General features: G+C 65.3%; 17 protein-coding genes. 6 read left to right on the top strand and 11 right to left on the bottom strand.

Annotated features, from left to right (window positions below; all coding sequences use genetic code 11):
• Window positions 1-3: 3 nt before the first annotated feature.
• On the top strand, window positions 4-882 hold the full coding sequence (locus tag AC1X6S_RS12880) for a helix-turn-helix domain-containing protein (RefSeq protein WP_483406154.1): 879 nt from the start codon (window positions 4-6) through the stop codon (window positions 880-882).
• A 9-nt stretch (window positions 883-891) separates the two neighbouring features.
• Here the strand turns inward: AC1X6S_RS12880 and AC1X6S_RS12885 are convergent, their stop codons facing one another.
• The 4 genes from AC1X6S_RS12885 to nhaA form a co-directional block, all read right to left on the bottom strand.
• Complete coding sequence (locus tag AC1X6S_RS12885; RefSeq protein ID WP_483406155.1) at window positions 892-1374, bottom strand: DUF4259 domain-containing protein; 483 nt, start codon at window positions 1372-1374, stop codon at window positions 892-894.
• Window positions 1375-1437: 63 nt separating this feature from the next.
• Entirely contained in the window at window positions 1438-1776 is a 339-nt protein-coding gene (locus tag AC1X6S_RS12890; RefSeq protein ID WP_483406156.1) for a DUF7882 family protein, read from the bottom strand.
• An 83-nt stretch (window positions 1777-1859) separates the two neighbouring features.
• Window positions 1860-3251, bottom strand: a complete 1392-nt coding sequence (locus AC1X6S_RS12895; protein ID WP_483406157.1) for a pyridoxal phosphate-dependent decarboxylase family protein — start codon at window positions 3249-3251, stop codon at window positions 1860-1862.
• Window positions 3252-3311: 60 nt separating this feature from the next.
• The gene (nhaA, locus tag AC1X6S_RS12900; protein WP_483406158.1) at window positions 3312-4646 is read right to left on the bottom strand and encodes a Na+/H+ antiporter NhaA; all 1335 of its coding nucleotides are present in this window, start codon (window positions 4644-4646) and stop codon (window positions 3312-3314) included.
• Window positions 4647-5347: 701 nt separating this feature from the next.
• Between nhaA and AC1X6S_RS12905 the strand changes: the two genes are divergently transcribed.
• Window positions 5348-5581 carry a PLDc N-terminal domain-containing protein gene (locus AC1X6S_RS12905; RefSeq protein WP_483406159.1) on the top strand — a complete coding sequence of 78 codons (234 nt, stop codon included), beginning with the start codon at window positions 5348-5350 and terminating at the stop codon, window positions 5579-5581.
• Window positions 5582-5659: 78 nt separating this feature from the next.
• Here the strand turns inward: AC1X6S_RS12905 and AC1X6S_RS12910 are convergent, their stop codons facing one another.
• Complete coding sequence (locus AC1X6S_RS12910) at window positions 5660-6508, bottom strand: LuxR C-terminal-related transcriptional regulator (protein ID WP_483406160.1); 849 nt, start codon at window positions 6506-6508, stop codon at window positions 5660-5662.
• A 100-nt stretch (window positions 6509-6608) separates the two neighbouring features.
• Here AC1X6S_RS12910 and hxlB point away from each other — a divergent pair, with 100 nt between their 5' ends.
• Together hxlB and hxlA are read left to right on the top strand one after the other, a co-directional pair.
• On the top strand, window positions 6609-7205 hold the full coding sequence (hxlB, locus tag AC1X6S_RS12915) for a 6-phospho-3-hexuloisomerase (RefSeq protein ID WP_483406161.1): 597 nt from the start codon (window positions 6609-6611) through the stop codon (window positions 7203-7205).
• 53 nt (window positions 7206-7258) lie between these two features.
• A complete protein-coding gene (gene hxlA, locus AC1X6S_RS12920) occupies window positions 7259-7882 on the top strand; it encodes a 3-hexulose-6-phosphate synthase (RefSeq protein ID WP_483406162.1) in 624 nt (207 codons plus the stop codon).
• A gap of 115 nt (window positions 7883-7997) precedes the next feature.
• On the opposite strand, the gene AC1X6S_RS12925 is transcribed toward hxlA, so the two are convergent.
• The 4 genes from AC1X6S_RS12925 to AC1X6S_RS12940 form a co-directional block, all read right to left on the bottom strand.
• The gene (locus AC1X6S_RS12925) at window positions 7998-9530 is read right to left on the bottom strand and encodes an HNH endonuclease signature motif containing protein (RefSeq protein WP_483406163.1); all 1533 of its coding nucleotides are present in this window, start codon (window positions 9528-9530) and stop codon (window positions 7998-8000) included.
• A 741-nt stretch (window positions 9531-10271) separates the two neighbouring features.
• Window positions 10272-10877 (bottom strand): hypothetical protein, encoded by a 606-nt coding sequence (locus AC1X6S_RS12930; RefSeq protein ID WP_483406164.1) that lies wholly within the window; start codon window positions 10875-10877, stop codon window positions 10272-10274.
• A gap of 84 nt (window positions 10878-10961) precedes the next feature.
• Window positions 10962-11570 carry a DUF2238 domain-containing protein gene (locus AC1X6S_RS12935; RefSeq protein ID WP_483406165.1) on the bottom strand — a complete coding sequence of 203 codons (609 nt, stop codon included), beginning with the start codon at window positions 11568-11570 and terminating at the stop codon, window positions 10962-10964.
• The gene (locus AC1X6S_RS12940; RefSeq protein ID WP_483406166.1) at window positions 11533-12417 is read right to left on the bottom strand and encodes an endonuclease/exonuclease/phosphatase family protein; all 885 of its coding nucleotides are present in this window, start codon (window positions 12415-12417) and stop codon (window positions 11533-11535) included. The genes AC1X6S_RS12935 and AC1X6S_RS12940 overlap by 38 nt, the downstream gene beginning before the upstream one ends.
• Window positions 12418-12678: 261 nt before the next feature.
• Here AC1X6S_RS12940 and AC1X6S_RS12945 point away from each other — a divergent pair, with 261 nt between their 5' ends.
• Both AC1X6S_RS12945 and AC1X6S_RS12950 read left to right on the top strand, forming a co-directional pair.
• Window positions 12679-13524 carry an SDR family oxidoreductase gene (locus AC1X6S_RS12945; protein ID WP_483406167.1) on the top strand — a complete coding sequence of 282 codons (846 nt, stop codon included), beginning with the start codon at window positions 12679-12681 and terminating at the stop codon, window positions 13522-13524.
• Between the two features lie 56 nt (window positions 13525-13580).
• Complete coding sequence (locus tag AC1X6S_RS12950) at window positions 13581-14045, top strand: universal stress protein (protein ID WP_483406168.1); 465 nt, start codon at window positions 13581-13583, stop codon at window positions 14043-14045.
• A 10-nt stretch (window positions 14046-14055) separates the two neighbouring features.
• Here AC1X6S_RS12950 and AC1X6S_RS12955 read toward each other — a convergent pair whose 3' ends face one another.
• Window positions 14056-14586 carry a DinB family protein gene (locus AC1X6S_RS12955; protein WP_483406169.1) on the bottom strand — a complete coding sequence of 177 codons (531 nt, stop codon included), beginning with the start codon at window positions 14584-14586 and terminating at the stop codon, window positions 14056-14058.
• An 86-nt stretch (window positions 14587-14672) separates the two neighbouring features.
• Window positions 14673-15887 (bottom strand): serine hydrolase domain-containing protein, encoded by a 1215-nt coding sequence (locus AC1X6S_RS12960; RefSeq protein ID WP_483406170.1) that lies wholly within the window; start codon window positions 15885-15887, stop codon window positions 14673-14675.
• Between the last annotated feature and the right edge of the window lie 70 nt (window positions 15888-15957).

Raw genomic sequence — 15957 nt, forward strand, 5'->3', positions numbered from 1 at the left:
GTCGTGAGCGAGACAACGAATCCCCTCGGCGCATACCTGCGGGCGCGCCGCGAACTGGTGACCCCGCAGCAGGTCGGTATTCCCGACGGTGGACTCCGTCGCGTTCCCGGGCTGCGGCGCGAGGAAGTCGCCATGCTTGCCGGCATCAGTGCCGACTACTACCTGCGCCTCGAGCGCGGTCGCGATCGCAACCCCTCGATTCAGGTGCTCGAGTCGATAGCTCGCGTGCTGAACCTCAACGATGAGCACCTCTCCCACCTGCTGACACTGGTGGCGGATGTTCCGCGCCAGCGGAAACGGCGGCCGCGGCAAGAGACGGTGCCGTCCGGAGCCCTCAAACTCCTCGACTCCCTCGTCCAGCCAGCGTTCATCGAGGGCAGATACTTCGACGTGCTTGCCTCGAACCCCCTCGCCCGAGCGCTGTCCCCCGGACTCAACGTCGGCGGAAACCAGCTCAGGGATCTGTTCCTCGATCAGGGCGAGCAGGCGCTGCAACCGGATTGGGAAGACCTCACTGAGTGCTTCATCGCGAATCTCCGGCAGGCCGTCGGCAATGACATCGATGATCCACGGTTCATTGAGCTCACCGGGCAGCTCAGTCTGGCGAGTCCGCGCTTCCGCCAGCTCTGGGCTCGCCACGAGGTCCGCGGCCAGTACGGCACACTGATTCGGTTCGACCACCCTCAGGTCGGGGAACTCGTCCTCAACCGGGAACGACTGAGCATCGGCGGCACTGACGGCATCATGCTCGTCGTCTTTCACGCTGACGCAGGGTCGATCGATGCAGACAAACTGGCGCTGCTGGCATCCGCGAGCGCCCCCACCTCGGATCTGTCACTCGAACTGCAGAGCCAGGACCCGTCGGTAACGGCCCGGTCCTGACACCCGCGGTCAGCTCTCCCGGTTGCCCTTGCCCCAGCCCCAGCCGGTCCGCTTCCTGGGAGCGGCAGGGGCGGATGCCACCAGTGGGGGCAGTGAGAGCGCCTCGCGAATGCGCTGGTTGGCCTCGGTCCATTCGTCCGCACCCGCATCGGCCCACAACTCTGCGAGTTCGCCGTCAGGGACCGTTGCGACGTCGAGGGCCCTCAGCGCGATAGAGGCGACCTCAGCGGGCGGGGCAGGGACGCGATCGACGAAGGACGAAATGCTCTCGGTGTAGCTGTCGGACTGCGTAGGCCGCCCACGCTGATGTGCCACGACCTCAGCGGCGGCGATGGCGACGGTTGCCGCGTCAGCGTCCACGGACGCGGGAGCTGCGTCAAGCACAGCCTGAAGCGCCTCGAGGACAGCATCCCAGCCGTCGGACCCGTCCAGTTCCCATGCCCAGTCGGCTGCGGCGTCATTGCCAAACGGTTGTCCACTCCAGGTTCCCATGAGGGAATCCTAGGGGGACATTGCGGCTGGCGGGCGCGTGTCGCCGACCGTCGCGTCGCTGCGCTACGGCCGACCCACCCGCTCGTCGCGCACGTCGTCCTGCGACGCGATCGGTTCACTGATCAGCCGCAGCCCGGCATCCGAGTTGGACGACGCGGTGAGCGCGCTGATCCAGTCGAGGTTGATATTGGGCAGTCTCGATTCGTCGTACCTGAAGTGAAGCGAGATCCCCGGCGCAATCCACAGGCTCCCGGGTAGTCCCCCGGCGCCGTCAGGCAGCTTCCAGCGGAAGGGAAAGCTTTCGCCTCGCCTGAGCTTCGCACCGATCACGATCTGAAGGTGCGCGAGCGTGCGGTCGTCGAGGTTGATGCTCGTCCTCGAATCGTAAACAAGCCGTCCCACCAGGACTCCCTACCCGGCGGGTACACGGGACTCGCCGTTGCCCCGAGACTACTCCCGGGTCGGCCGGCGGGAAAGACCGGTATTCAGGTGGACGATGCGACCTCGAAGGCGTGCCGAACCGCCTCGATCGACGTGGCGATGTCGTCGGCATCCGTCGACCAGTTGCTCACGGAGATGCGCAGGATGTCCCTGCCCTGCCAATGCGAACCGGACATCCACACTGAGCCATCGGCGATGAGCTGCTCGGTGACCCTGCGGGTGAGGTCGTCTGGGCCGAAGGCGAGACAGACCTGGGTGAAAACGACGTCGTTGAGGACCTCGATGCCAGGCACGCGCGAGAGCCCGGCGGCGAGCTCGGCCGCGGTGTCGACGAGGCGTTCAACCAGTGCGACGGTTTCTGAGCGGCCCAGTGAGCGCAGTGCTGCCCAGACGGGGACGCCGCGGGCGCGGCGGGAGAGTTCGGGGACCTTCTCCCACGGGTCGCCCGGGCCGTGGTCGTCGTGAATCAGATAGTCGGTGTGAACGCCGAAGGTGGAGCGGAGGACCTGGGGTTGAGCGACGATCGCGATGCCGCAGTCATAAGGCACGTTGAGGGTCTTATGGGCGTCGGTCGCCCAGGAATCTGCCATGTCGATTCCGTCGAGCACGCCTCGATAGCGCGGGCTTGCTGCGGCCCAGAGCCCGAATGCCCCATCGACGTGCACCCAGGCGCCGTGTTCGTGTGCCATTCGGATGGTCTCTTTCATCGGGTCGAAGGCACCCGAGTGCAGGTTGCCCGCCTGGAGACAGACGATCACCGGGCCATCGACGCTCGCGAGGGCATCCGTCAACGCTGAAGCGATGAGCCTGCCCTGGTCGTCGGAGGCGACAGGAGTCGGGGCGCCGAGGCCGAGGTAACGGAGGGCGAGGTCCACCGACGCGTGTCGTTCCTGGCCGACGAGCACGGTGACCCGTGGGCCGCCCGCCAGACCGCGGGCATCGAGGTCCCAGCCGACGGCATCCAGAACCGCTTTTCGACCAGCAGCGAGACCGACGAAGTTTGCGACGGTGCCGCCTGTTGTGAAGCCGACGTCTGCCGTTGCTGGGAGGCCGAGCAGGTCGAGGATCCAGTCCCCTGCCGCTTGTTCGATGGCGGCCGTTGCGGGCGAGGCGTACCGGAGAGCGCTGTTCTGGTCCCAGGCGCTGACGAGCCAGTCCGACGCGAGGGCGGCGGGAAGCGTTCCGCCGATTACCCAGCCGTAAAACCGGCCGGACGGCATCGCCATGAGGCCGGGTTCGGCGAACCCGGCCAGCTCATCGACAACCGCTGCCGGATCGGTTGGGCCGTCTGGCAGCGGAATGGAGAAATGCTCGGCGACCTGATCTGCGGTTTGCTGTGGCCGCACCTGGCGCGTTGGCAGTGACGCGAGCCACTCCAGGGAGTGCTCCCGTGCGCGGTCGAGAGGTTGGCGGTAGGCGTCAGGATGTGCAGCCACAGTCAGAGGCTAGACCTGGCCGGCTCGGCGCAACACCCCCTGCGTCGGTAACGTGCAGGCTCAGCGTCCGCCGCCCTGGTACACGTCGGGGGTCCCGTCGTTGTCCGCGTCCACGCGCTCCTCGGCTTCGATCTGCTTGTACCTGCGGTTCCGGATGCGCAGTACCACTGTCGCGAGCAGGGCAGCCAGAACGGATGCCGTCAGAATCGCCACCTTGGCGTGGTCGTTTTCGAGGCTGCCGAATCCGAAACTCAGCTCGGCGATGAGAAGCGAAACGGTGAAACCGATTCCCGCGAGCAGGCCGACACCGAACAGGTCCACCCACCGGAAGGATGGGTCGAGCCTCGCCCGGGTGAATTTTGAGATCAGCCACGTTGTTCCCAGGATTCCGATGGGCTTTCCGGCGACGAGGGCAATGATGATGCCTATCGTTACCGGGTCCATCAGGGCCGAGGTGAAGCCGTCAATGCCACCGATTACTACGCCGGCGGAGAAGAAAGCGAAGACGGGCACGGCGAAACCGGCGGAGATCGGCCGGAACCGGTGCTCGAAGATCTCAGACAGGCCGGGCCCAGCCGCCGGGCCGCCACTGGCTTTGCTCCTGATCACCGGAATCGCGAAGCCAAGCAGAACACCGGCGATCGTTGCGTGAATCCCGGAGGCGTGGAGCAGCGCCCAGGTGACCACACCGAGGGGCAGCAGGATGAGCCACGCCGCCGCAGGCTTCAGACCGAAGAATCGCCGGTACTTCTGGGCGAGGAAGGCGTACAGCGCAAGCGGAATCAGGGCGAGGCCCAGGGCCACCACGTTGATGTCTGTCGTGTAGAACACGGCGATGATCAGGATGGCAATCAGGTCGTCGACGACGGCGAGGGTCAGGAGGAAGATCCGCAGTGCGCTCGGCAGGTGGGAGCCGACGATGGCGAGGACGGCGACCGCAAAGGCGATATCCGTCGCGGTGGGGATTGCCCAACCGCCGATTGTGGCGCCGTTTCCCCAGTTGATGGCTGTATAGATCAGCGCTGGAACGAGCACCCCGCCGACCGCCGCCGCAACGGGAATCACCGCTTTGCGGAAGTCGCGCAGGTCGCCTGCCACCAGTTCTCGCTTGAGCTCAAGGCCGACGAGGAAGAAAAAGACGGCGAGGAGCCCGTCGGATGCCCAGGCTCCGAGGCTCAATTCGAGGTGCCAGGGCTCGTAACCGATCCTGAAGTCCCGCAGGGCAAAGTAGCTGTCAGAGGCGGGAGAGTTCGCCCAGATCAGGGCGATGAGCGCGGCCGCGACCAGGAGCATCCCGCCGACAGTTTCCTTACGGAGGATCGTCGCGATTCTGCTCGCTTCGGAGTAGCTGCCCCGCGACAGTACGTTGGGGCGGTCTGGCGGCAGGGTTGCCATGGGAACTCCTTGAAAAATGGGTCGTTGATCGAATTTGCCGACCAGACTTCCCGGCGCACCACGTCGATACTATCCGGCCGAACTCCGGAACGGCACAGACCTATACCGGGAGAGCAATGGCCACGAAGTTGGCATTACGACGGGGTTGGGCCGGCAGGCTCCACAAGCGCATCTAGTGCGGCCTGCAGCGTGTCGAAGCACTCCCATTCAGGACCGTGTTGGAGACGCACCAATTCGTAAACGCCCGCTGTCCTGCCGATATAGCCCAGCATCCGTCTGGCATCGCTCTGGCTGAACCGCCCATCGCACACGCGCCACTCGTGGTCGCTGATGGCAAGAATCTCCAACACCGGCTTTGCTTCAACATTCCGGGAAACCGGCACTCACTTCTCCACTTCTTCGTCAGCGAAATCGCTGAGACTTGCCCGAGGGTCTTCCACCGTAGGTTCACAACACAAGTCACGTCAGGACTTGACATCGGTCGACAGGGAGGTCCGGGCGCGTCTCTCTGGAGCGGCTCACTGGAGCTGCTCCCAGCTCACGAAGGGCCTGCACGTCACCGATGCTGATGGCCGGGTTGTCGGTGTTGAGCCCGACAACGCCGAGACCTGGCGGGGAACGGTCAGGCGAGTCGGGGGTTCGCTCTTGACCGGGACCACCCGCGGCCCTAGCTTGAGAGCCAACAGCCGAAGGAGAAATCCATGAATGCCGACCTTGCTCTCGCCTTGCTGGTCGTTGGGCTCACAGGCGGGGCGTATCTGGCCGCTATCGGTTACGGCATCGTACAGATCGTCCGGACCCGCGATCTTTCGCGGGTCGAACGATACCTCTGGGTAGTCGGCTTGGTCTTCTTTCCTCTTATCGCAGCGTTCGTCTGGTTCCTGGCCGGCCCGCGCCCCTGGGGGCTGCGGTTGGGTACTCCGGCCTTCCGCTGATCCTCGCGAATGCCGCAGCGGCATCCACCATTGCCTGAAGGGGTGACAGGCCCGACCGGACCGCGCAACGCCGGCCGGCTACTGCCGTGACCGCGTTGAAGCGGCGGCGATCGCCGTCAGCTCACCGCGCGTGCGAACCCCGGCCTTGCGGAGCAGGTTCGACACGTGGAACTTGACGGTGTTGTCGGTGATGCCCAGCTGAGCAGCGATCGCACGGTTGCGCGCGCCCGATGCCACCAGTCGAAGCACGTCGCGTTCGCGGGGGCTGAAGTCGGCGGAATCCTCGAGCGGTTCCGTCTCGGCGGGCGGGTCCAGCGGGAGTCGGATCGCGAGCGTCGTCCCCCAGCCCGTTGTCGATGACACGTCGAGACCGCCGTCGAGTGCGGAAACCCGTTCCGCGATGGGACGCAGTGAGTCGTCGTGGGCGCTGATGCTGCCTTCACCATCGTCCCGGATGTCGATCAGCAGATTGAGGCCGTCGCAATCCCATTGGATCCGCACACGTTTGGCGTCTTCCTGATCCACGAGGGCAAGCACCGCGCTGCGCACGATCGCCCGCGCCGCGTGGGCAACCTCTCCGGGCAGGGCGCGACCCCCGGTGGGCGGTTCGACGAATTGCACGTCGAGCCCGCCGAACCGGGCAAGCGGACGCAGGTCGGAGCGAAGCCGGGCAAAGGCTCCGTCCACGGGTTCGAGCATGGTGCCGCGCTGCTGGTCGGTGGTGCTGCGCAACTCGATCAGTGATGCGGATGCCAGGTCGATCGCCGTCGTTCGGCTCGCGCGGTCATCCAGCCGCGACGAGCGGAGAACGGCAAGGACCGACTCGAGTGTCACGGCGTGCCGGTCGGCCTGTTCGGCAACGGCCTGCGCGTGCTCGAGCTGGAGTCTTCGGGGTACGGGGGTCGGATGCTCGCTGTCGATAGTCACCGGTTCAACCTACCCAGACAAGCTGTACCTCCCCCGATGGGTAGGTCGACTGCACGGGCGGGCGGGCACCTCGGGGCACCCGTCTGGAGACGATGGATCAATGACGAATTCCGAGACGGCGACGAGCCCGAACACCGAAGTGACGGCATCCCTCGCCACGATCATGCGGGAACTCACCGCAACGACAGATGCGATTACCGCACACGGCACCGACGATCTCGCCGACGTCGCGAACGCGGTGCACGGCGCTCGTCGGGTTTTCGTGCTCGGAGCGGGGCGATCGGGACTGGCGCTACAGATGACAGCCATGCGCCTGATGCACCTCGGCCTCAGCGTCCATGTCGTCGGTGAAGTAACAGCTCCGGCGATCGGACCCGGCGACGTCCTCGTGACGGCAAGCGGTTCGGGGACGACGCCGGCGATAATTCGCGGGGCGGATGCTGCCGCGAACGCTGGTGCATCCGTGGTCGCCATCACGACGGCCGCTGATTCCCCGCTGGCTGCTCTCGCCACCGTGGTCATGGTTGTGCCGGCGGCGGGCAAGCTCGACCGTTCCGGTTCGGTCTCGGGCCAGTACGCCGGAAGCCTGTTCGAGCAGACCGTCATGGTTGTGGGAGACGCCCTGTTTGACACCCTCTGGCTTCGCTCCGGACAGAGCGCAGACGATCTCTGGCCACGCCACTCAAATCTTGAATGACCGATCCCGTTTGCACTTGCACGCGATCACATCACCAACAGAAGGAACACACTATGAAGCTTCAGTTCGCTATGGACACCCTGACCACCGAGGCCGCCCTCGAACTCGCCGCTGCTGCCGCGCCGCACGTCGACATCCTCGAACTCGGCACTCCCCTCATCAAGAGCGCCGGTCTCTCCGCGATCACCGCGGTGAAGGCGGCACACCCTGACAAGGTGGTTTTCGCGGACCTCAAGACGATGGATGCCGGCGAGCTCGAGGCTGACATCGCGTTCACGGCGGGAGCCGACCTCGTCACCGTGCTCGGCGTTGCCGGTGACAGCACGATCGCCGGAGCCGTGAAGGCCGCGAAGAAGCACGGCAAGGGCATTGTCGTCGACCTCATCGGTGTGGCCGACAAGCCCGCCCGTGCACGCGAGGTTGTCGCACTCGGCGCCGAGTTCGTGGAGATGCACGCCGGACTCGACGAGCAGGCCGAAGAAGGCTTCACGTTCGACACGCTTCTGCGTGATGGAGAAGCGTCTGGCACACCGTTCTCCGTCGCTGGCGGGGTCAATGTCACGACCATTGCTTCGGTCAAGGCCTCCGGTGCACAGGTTGCCGTTGCCGGCGGAGCGATCTACGGCGCACCCGACGTCGGAGCAGCTGCGGCCGCTCTGCGTGCGGCGATCGGCTAGGGAGTCCTGAGCCGGACACGAGTCCGGCACCCGGCACCCGGCACCCGGCACCCGGCACGAGCGTTTATGCGCACGTGCCGGGTGTTGTGCTGTCTGGAGCCGAAGTTGCGGTCATTTATCGGAAGTATGGTTTGCGGCGGATCCATTCGGCGATGGTGACTTTCGGTTTGCCGTTCACCATCGTGACCGTGAAAACCCCGGTGTCGACCATCCGGTGGTGGAACCAGCAGAACAAGACTCCGTTATCGAGATGGGTGGGGCCACCTTCGGAGTGCGGGATGATGTGGTGGGCTTCGCACCCGGTGGCAGGGATCTGACAGTCCGGCATCGCGCAGGTCGGACCGTCGCGGGCGATCATTCCCATTCGTTGGGTCCGGTTGAACCCGCGTTGGTCGTTTCCGAGGGCGACGACGATGCCGTCGGGGTCGATGAATACCGGGATGATGCTCGCGTCACAGAGAATCTGGGTGATTGTTGACGCCGCCACCGGGCTGTTCACTCCCACGATCTGTCCGGTACCGCTCTTGGAGTCGATCACGTCCGCGTTGACCGTCACCACGACGGTCGGTGCTGCGCCGGTCACTGATGGTGCGTCCCCGGAGCGGGCAAGGGCGTCGATCATCGCGGCGAACACGTCAGCGCGTTGCTGCCCCGCGGTCCGCCGGGCCCGGACCGGTTCGCTGAACTCCGCACCGGGACTGACGTTGGTGCCTTGTACCTCGTCACCGGTGTCTGGGTTGGCGCCGGTCACCGGCGACGCACCGGTTCCGAAGGCCCCCGCGTCATCGGTTCCGGTGCCACCGGCACCACCGCCAGTTCCCTCGCCAGCATCAGTGGCCGTGGGGCCGTACCGGTCCGCGGTCTTCGGACTCAACACCGCATCGAGTAACGCGTGGAGTTTCGCGCCGACATCAACAGTGACCTGGCCACCGAACTTCACCAACCCGTCCTTCGCGGTACGGGCGATCCAGAAGTCACGTTTCTGGAACGCTTTGTCGGTGCGGGGTTCGATCCCGTCTTCGTCCAACCGGTCCCGCCACTGCCGAGCCTGAATCCCCACCAAATCGGCCGACATGGGTAACCCGTCGCGCCAGCCCGCACCGACCGCCTCACTGACCAGGGTCCGCTCGGCAATCGCGAGGTGTTCCACCTCGGCACGAGGTGCGGCGAGCGAGAGTTCCCGGGTGATCGCTTCGGCGGTTTCCACCCCGATCAGGCCCTGCCGGAATGCCTCCCCGACCACCGGAAACAACGGTGGTAACGGGAACCCAGCGTCCGTGGAGCGCCGGCAGGTGCGCTGCCCGACCCGGATCAACCGTGATGCTGCAGCGGAGGAGACTCCGGTGATCACCTCGATCAGGTGCGACGGACGCTGGTAGTTGTGCTTCACCGCCAACCCGTCACTCCCGCGCGCGGGGTCTGACCGGTCCGCGACCTCGGCACTCAACGCCGCGAGGACCGCCTCCCCGGCACGCACCACCCCGGCGACCTGGCCCAGCTGCGTCAACAGTTGCTCCCCGGTCAACCGGTCCAGATGATCCAGGTCGAGAACATCAACCACCTGACCCAGGTGCGTGAGCAACCCGGTGAGCGCACTCTCCCCCTCCGGCACCGATGCCGGCGGAAAGTCGCTCACCGCGAAACTCATGACACCCGCACACCCCCACCAGTCGAGGCGAGGACATGACGCCCGGCCAGACCGAAGTCCGCCGCACCGGAACGGGTTCGGATCGGGCTGCTGACCGGGATGTTCATGACTTCAGTACACACCCAACCACTGACATTGAAACTGCCACACTGGGGGCCTCGCACCGACACCATCCCGGGCGTTCAAACGCGACCCTGCATGGGTGCGGATTGAGCAGTTGACCGGGATGTTCATGACTTCAGTACACACCCAACCACTGACATTGAAACTGCCGCATTCGGGGCCTCGCGGTGGCATCCGCCCGGGCGTTCGAACGCGACCCTGTAAGGGTGCGGATCGGGCTGCTGACCGGGATGTTCATGACTTCAGTACACACCCAACCACTGACATCGGCGTTGACCGAGCTAAGGCGCTGACCGCGGCATCCAGCACCGACTTTGGTGCCCGGGATCAGGGGGCAGTGGCGGTTTTTCGGGAGGAGAATCGCGGCGGCGATTCGCAATACGAGGCCGGGCACCCGGTTCTTCCTCCCGAAACGCGGCTGACACCTCCGAGGCTCGACTGCCGCCTCCAGGACTCGGCTACCACCCCCGCCCAGCTGGCGCTGACCGCGGCATCCGGCACCGCCCTCGACGCCGCAAATCAGGGAGGGCGGCGGGGTTTTTCGGGAGGGGAATCGCGGCGGCGAATCACAATACGAGGCCGGGCACCCGGTTCTTCCTCCCGAAACGCGGCTGACGCTCAGTCGCCCACACTCTGCAGGCCAGCCAAAACGTCTCTCTTGAAGTCGCTTATCCGCTTCGCCCGCAACTTCTCATACTTCGGATCGTTGTCGCGAACGTAACCCGTGTTCCGCAGCCTCGACCGCAACTCCCTGCCGATCTCCTCCCAGGCGTCGTCCCGTGCCTGTTCCACGACCTCGCGAATCCGCTCGGGGTTATCAGCCTCGGCCCTCAGCGCATCGGCGAGCGCGCGATGCACCTGGGGTCGCCGCCTGTGCTGTTCATCGATCTCGTCTTCATCGATGAATGGGTCGGCCAGGTCTGCGGCTCCGACCGAATACGCATAGTGCCCCAGTCTCTCGAGCCGTTCCGCGGTCGCCGCGTTCTCCTCGGCGGCCGCGAGAAATTCCTGACGGGCAGCCTCACCGAGGGACTCTGCGTCGAACTTGCGGTCATCACGGAGCGCGCCGACGATCAACTTGTTCTTGATGGCCATCCGCACCGACGACGCAGTAATGAGCACGCCTTCGTCGACAACCCTGCCGATGGGAGCGATCGGTTCCTCTGGCGCGGGTTTATAGGTGCCGAGACTCACGCGTTTGGGGCGGCGACGGAAGAAGGACACCGGTCAATTGTCTCGCGAACCCTCTCGCGGTGCACCTTTCCCTTGAGGGGTGGCGCATTGGAGAAAGAAGGCCATCGGATGCCGTCATCCGCCTCGATTCGCCCCCGCGAGAAAGCGCATTGAACAGCCCGCGATCAGCGAACCAACACCGCCAGCGGCGATATCCCCGACGGTGTCGGTGTACGACACGTAGATGGTTTCGTCGAGGTAAGTGTGGCCGAACCACTCCCACATCTCCCACACCGCCCCGAGCGCAAGACCGAACGCCGTCGTCAGGCTGACCGTGAGCACGAACCGATACCTCGACTCCGCCTCGACAAGCGAAACCCCGAGCTGCGTGCAGAGCACCCAGGCCACAGCCGCGATCAGCCCGTTAAGGGCGCAGTGGACAACGATGTCCCACCACGCAATCGCCTGGTAGAGCTGGAGCACAGCGCTCCAGGCCGCCACGAGAACGGCGACGCAGACCGCGACATCGAGGGTTGCTCGCGCGCCGAGGAACCGCGGCAGAACCACGCCGAGCATCGACAGCGCAAACACCGCCATGGCTACAAAGCCCCAACCGAAGGCCACGACGACCAGGCTTACCAGCCCGATAACCCGGAGGAGATCGGCGGCATGCTCTCCCGTGGTACGAGCTGGCCGGAGGAAATTCTCAACCAGCCGATGATGAAACAGTGTCGCGTGGGGCACTCTCTCTTCTCCTCCTCATCCGCAGCACTGCCTGGATTGGTTCGTGGTCGGATGCCGCTGCGCCGGAATAACGGACAGCGTTGATGGCCACAGACTCAACGGCGACAGCGTCGTTGACGAGTATCCAATCGATGCGCTTGCCTCCCCGCCGTGGCGGACGGTATCCCGAGTACGTCACCCACGCCTCCGTGAGGCGGCGCTCGGCGACCACCCAGCTGTCCTGGAGTGCGCCATCTCGCGTCATGTACCGATACGGCAGCGACCGGGGTGTCGTGTTCATGTCACCCATGACAATCGCGGCGGCGGGTGCCTGGGCCGCCAGCTCACTCACCATGCGCGCTGACCGCTCACGGGATTTACGCGAGTAGTGATCGAAGTGGGTGTTGATCAGCCGTATCGGCAGCCCGGTGGCGAGGTCCACGAAATCGGCGACAACCGCCACTCGCGGGACCAAATTTCCCCACGATCGTGAGCCAGGCACCTCCGGGGTGTCCGAGAGCGCGAACTGCTTCCACGACTGCAGCCTTAGCCGCTCGGAGTCGAAGAAAATGGGAATGTGTTCGCCCCCGTGGTCGGCATTCCTGCCGTACCCCACCCACTGCCAGAACGGCCCAAAGGCCGCCCGCAGAAAGTGCAACTGGTCTGGCATGACCTCCTGCATCCCGATCACCGAGGGTTGCTCGCTCGCCAGCAGGCGGACCGCGAGCCATTTGCGGTCTTCCCACCGGTCAGGATGCCGTCGCGCCAGATGCGGAAAAGGCCTGCGGATGTTCCAGCACATGACGTGCAGCCGAGCCGGGCTGGTCGGACCGATGAGGGCGGGATCAGCCGCTGACGGATCACTCACAGCCGCGCACCTCCCTGGCAGGGTCGGAGCCCGCTCATCACCGCACCCCTCATCATCGTGGTCATCCGGTCAGGCTATCCGCGTCACAGATACGCCGCTACAGCCTTTTGATTGGTTGCGGACGGCGCTGTGGTGTTAACCAGGGACGGTTCCTGTCAACCCACGGAGTGAGACCCCGGTTCGGCATAGGCTGCTCGAGGAGCACGCCGGCACGAGAGCCGACGGCACGCCGGGCACGCGCCCAACAGGAATCGAGGCAGCATGACCGCACGAACAGTCGTCATCACCGGAGCGAGTGACGGCATCGGAGCTGAGGCCGCCCGTCGCCTGCACGAGGCGGGCGACACGGTCATCGTGGTCGGCAGGTCGCCGGAGAAAACGAAGGCGGTGGCCAACGCTCTGAAGGTGGCATCCTTCACCGCTGATTTCTCGAAACTCGACGATGTCAGAAAGCTGGCAGAGGACCTCCGCGATAACTACGAACGGATCGACGTTCTTGCCAATAACGCTGGCGGCATCTTCGGGCCACGGCAGCTCACCGTCGACGGAAATGAGACGACCTTCCAGGTCAACCACCTCGCGCCCTTCCTCCTCACCCACCTGCTGATGGACCGCCTGATCGAAAGCAAAGCGCGCATCATCAACACCTCGAGCATCGCCAACACCCGATTCGCGAAGTTCGACATCGACGACCTCAACCTGATACACGGGTACTCGGAGAACCGGGCGTACGGAAACGCGAAACTCGCGAACATCCTCTTCACCGCAGAGCTGAACAGGCGCTTCTCCGATTCGGGAATCTCGACAGCAGCGTTTCACCCCGGTGTCGTCGCGACGAGCTTCGCCACAGGCTCGACGACCGCGATGCGCCACATCTACCGCAGCGTTTTCCGGTTCCTGCTGATCTCGCCCGAACAGGGCGCAGACACTCTGGTCTGGCTCGCGCAGTCGACCCCCGGTGTCGACTGGGTCTCCGGCGCGTACTACGCGAAGCGCCGGATCGCCAAGGCGAATCCGCTCGCATACGACGAGGCGCTGGCCGCCGAGCTGTGGGACAAGAGCGAGAGGCTCGTCGGGATTTCCAGCGGGTCCACCGACCGGCGCTGAGGGTTCCTGGGCCACCGGCCCTAACGTTTCCCGGTCGAACGGAGAATACTGCTTACATGAGCGACAGCGAATCCACACCATCGGCCGACCCCACTGCAACCCGACCCCGCCCGATAGTCGTGGGAATCGACGGTTCAGAGCTGTCGATCAAGGCACTCCGTCATGCGCGGCGGCTCGCGGAGGCGCTCGGTGCCCCGCTCGAGGCTGTCGCGGTGTGGCAGCAGGCCCACTCCCTCTACGACTTCTACCAGGCGGAGTCGGGCTGGACTCCGGAGAAAGAGGTGGAGAAACTCCTCGGTGACGCGGTCACCTCCGCTTTTGGAGAGGACCGCCCCGATGGATTCACCCAGACGGTCCTGAACGGCCCTCCCGCCCGCACGCTCATCCGCTACTGCGCCGACGCCGAGATGCTCGTCCTCGGTTCACGCGGCTACGGCGGCTTCACCGGACTGCTGGTCGGGTCGGTGAGCACCGCGTGCGTTGCACACGCGACGTGCCCTGTGCTCATCGTCCACGGTTAACCGCAAGCGGTCAGACAACGCGTCGCGCGGTCACATCCCACAGGTGGTGGATCGGATCGTGGACGAGATAACGTCCGAGCGTCTCGACGGTGAATACCGCGCCGTCGCTGCGCCGACCGGTGCGGGACGCCGCATCACGGGGAACCGCCTCGAAGGCGTCGGCCAGCTGATTCCCCGCTGAGACGAGTTCAGCGGACACGAAAGCGGGATCGAGTTCCGCGTATCGTTCCGCGACTGCGGTGGCATCCTGATCCCAGTTCTCGAACAGCGGATCGTCGTCGGAAAGCATCGCGGCGAGACGCGAGGCGAAGATCCGGAACACATCCCTGACGTGAGCCGCGTACTCGAGCGGTGACCACGTGCTGTCATCGGGACGAACCCGCACCCGGTCGTCGCGCATCACCGCGGGCCATGCCGCGGTGTTCTCGCGAATGATGGCCGGCACGTCGGCGAGCCGCACGGCACTCGCATCGAAACCGCACTCGGGGCAGGGGCGCGCAAGCACCCAGGTCCAGTTCTTGGTGTCCGGGACGATAGGCATGACCCAACACTAAGCGGAGCCGCTCTCTCACCGGGAGAGGAAAACCGCCGCCGACCGTCGAGTTACGGCCACGCACGGTGCCCGCGTCAGCACACGCGACCCGCGGCGAGCTGTGCTGACATCTGCTCCTCGGACCAGGGCAGCCCGATCTCGGGCGGACTCCCTTTGCCCGACGGCGCGGCCTTCGACGCAATGGCCGCCAGCTTCATGGCGAGCGTTTGGGCGAACTGCTCGCCAGCGCTCGAGTTATTGAGCATCACGACAACGGTCAGACCCGATTCCGGGTCAGCGAGCATCGCGGAAATGTGGCCGGGCATGTAACCGGACTGGCCCCGCATCGGTCCCACCTGGACGGCACCCGGGCCGTACGACTGCCAGGACGGGGCCCCTTCCATCGGCATCGTCTCCCACGCGGCATCCTTCGTTTCCTGGCCGCGGAGCGAGCCGACCGCGAGGGCCTGCACGTACCGTTTCAGGTCACCGAGGGTCGACACGACGCCGCCAGCGGCGAAAACCATGGAATTCGACAGCCGGGACTCGTCATACGGTGCATCGCATGCGAACGATCCGTCCGGTTGCCTGCGCCCTTCCCAGCCGGTCGCGAACGGTTTGGGAAGGGTCAGGTCGTGCGGGCCGGGGTATCCGCTGTTCTCCATGCCGAGCCGCTCAAAGACGTAGTCGTTGTAGAGAGAGGCCATGTTGGACTGCGTCGCCGCCTCGAGCGCGAGTCCGAGAAGTACGTAGTTCGGTTCCGACGGGAAGTACGTCGTTCCCGGTGTGGCGACGGCAGGGTAGGAGACGCCGTGCGAGACGAGCTCGAGGGGCGTCCAGAGCCGTTGCGGATTGCTCGCGAACATCTGCTTCAGTTGAACCGGGTAGGCGCCGAAGCCCGACGTGCTGCGACAGAGCTGTCCCAGGGTCCTGCCGTCCACACCGACAACACCGGGAAGATAGTCTGCGACGTCGTCATCGAGCGACATCTTTCCGGCATCGACGAGGCCGAACAGCACATCGCAGGTCATCGGCCTGGTGTTCCCACCGATCCGGAAGTGCATGTCCAGCGTCATCGGTGCTCCGCCCGGCGTCACTGTTCCTGCAGCCTCCGTCCAGTGTCCCGACCATGGGGCCCAGACTCCGACGACGGCACCGGATGCCGCAGCGAGCGTCATTGAATCGGCGAGCGCCGCGTTGAGCTGTTCAACCGTCGCGGCGGGAAGATCACCCGCTGCCTGTTCCGGCAGATCGATCGGCGTTTGCATCGGCCCGGTCGCGCACCCGACGAGCGCCGCGACGAGGCTCATTGCGACAGCAAACGCAGCAAAGCGCGCGCCTGTGGATCGAACAGTTCTCATCCATCCCCCGATGGCTCAA

Source organism: Mycetocola sp. Y442 (assembly GCF_056898615.1).

Excerpts from the sequence above, each read along its gene's own strand:
- AC1X6S_RS12950 (WP_483406168.1), top strand. The coding sequence starts at position 13,581 with ATGAGCGACAGCGAATCCACACCATCGGCCGACCCCACTGCAACCCGA.
- AC1X6S_RS12905 (WP_483406159.1), top strand. The coding sequence starts at position 5,348 with ATGAATGCCGACCTTGCTCTCGCCTTGCTGGTCGTTGGGCTCACAGGC.
- AC1X6S_RS12955 (WP_483406169.1), bottom strand. The coding sequence starts at position 14,586 with ATGCCTATCGTCCCGGACACCAAGAACTGGACCTGGGTGCTTGCGCGC.
- hxlB (WP_483406161.1), top strand. The coding sequence starts at position 6,609 with ATGACGAATTCCGAGACGGCGACGAGCCCGAACACCGAAGTGACGGCA.
- AC1X6S_RS12925 (WP_483406163.1), bottom strand. The coding sequence starts at position 9,530 with ATGAGTTTCGCGGTGAGCGACTTTCCGCCGGCATCGGTGCCGGAGGGG.
- nhaA (WP_483406158.1), bottom strand. The coding sequence starts at position 4,646 with ATGGCAACCCTGCCGCCAGACCGCCCCAACGTACTGTCGCGGGGCAGC.
- AC1X6S_RS12885 (WP_483406155.1), bottom strand. The coding sequence starts at position 1,374 with ATGGGAACCTGGAGTGGACAACCGTTTGGCAATGACGCCGCAGCCGAC.
- AC1X6S_RS12945 (WP_483406167.1), top strand. The coding sequence starts at position 12,679 with ATGACCGCACGAACAGTCGTCATCACCGGAGCGAGTGACGGCATCGGA.
- hxlA (WP_483406162.1), top strand. The coding sequence starts at position 7,259 with ATGAAGCTTCAGTTCGCTATGGACACCCTGACCACCGAGGCCGCCCTC.
- AC1X6S_RS12960 (WP_483406170.1), bottom strand. The coding sequence starts at position 15,887 with ATGAGCCTCGTCGCGGCGCTCGTCGGGTGCGCGACCGGGCCGATGCAA.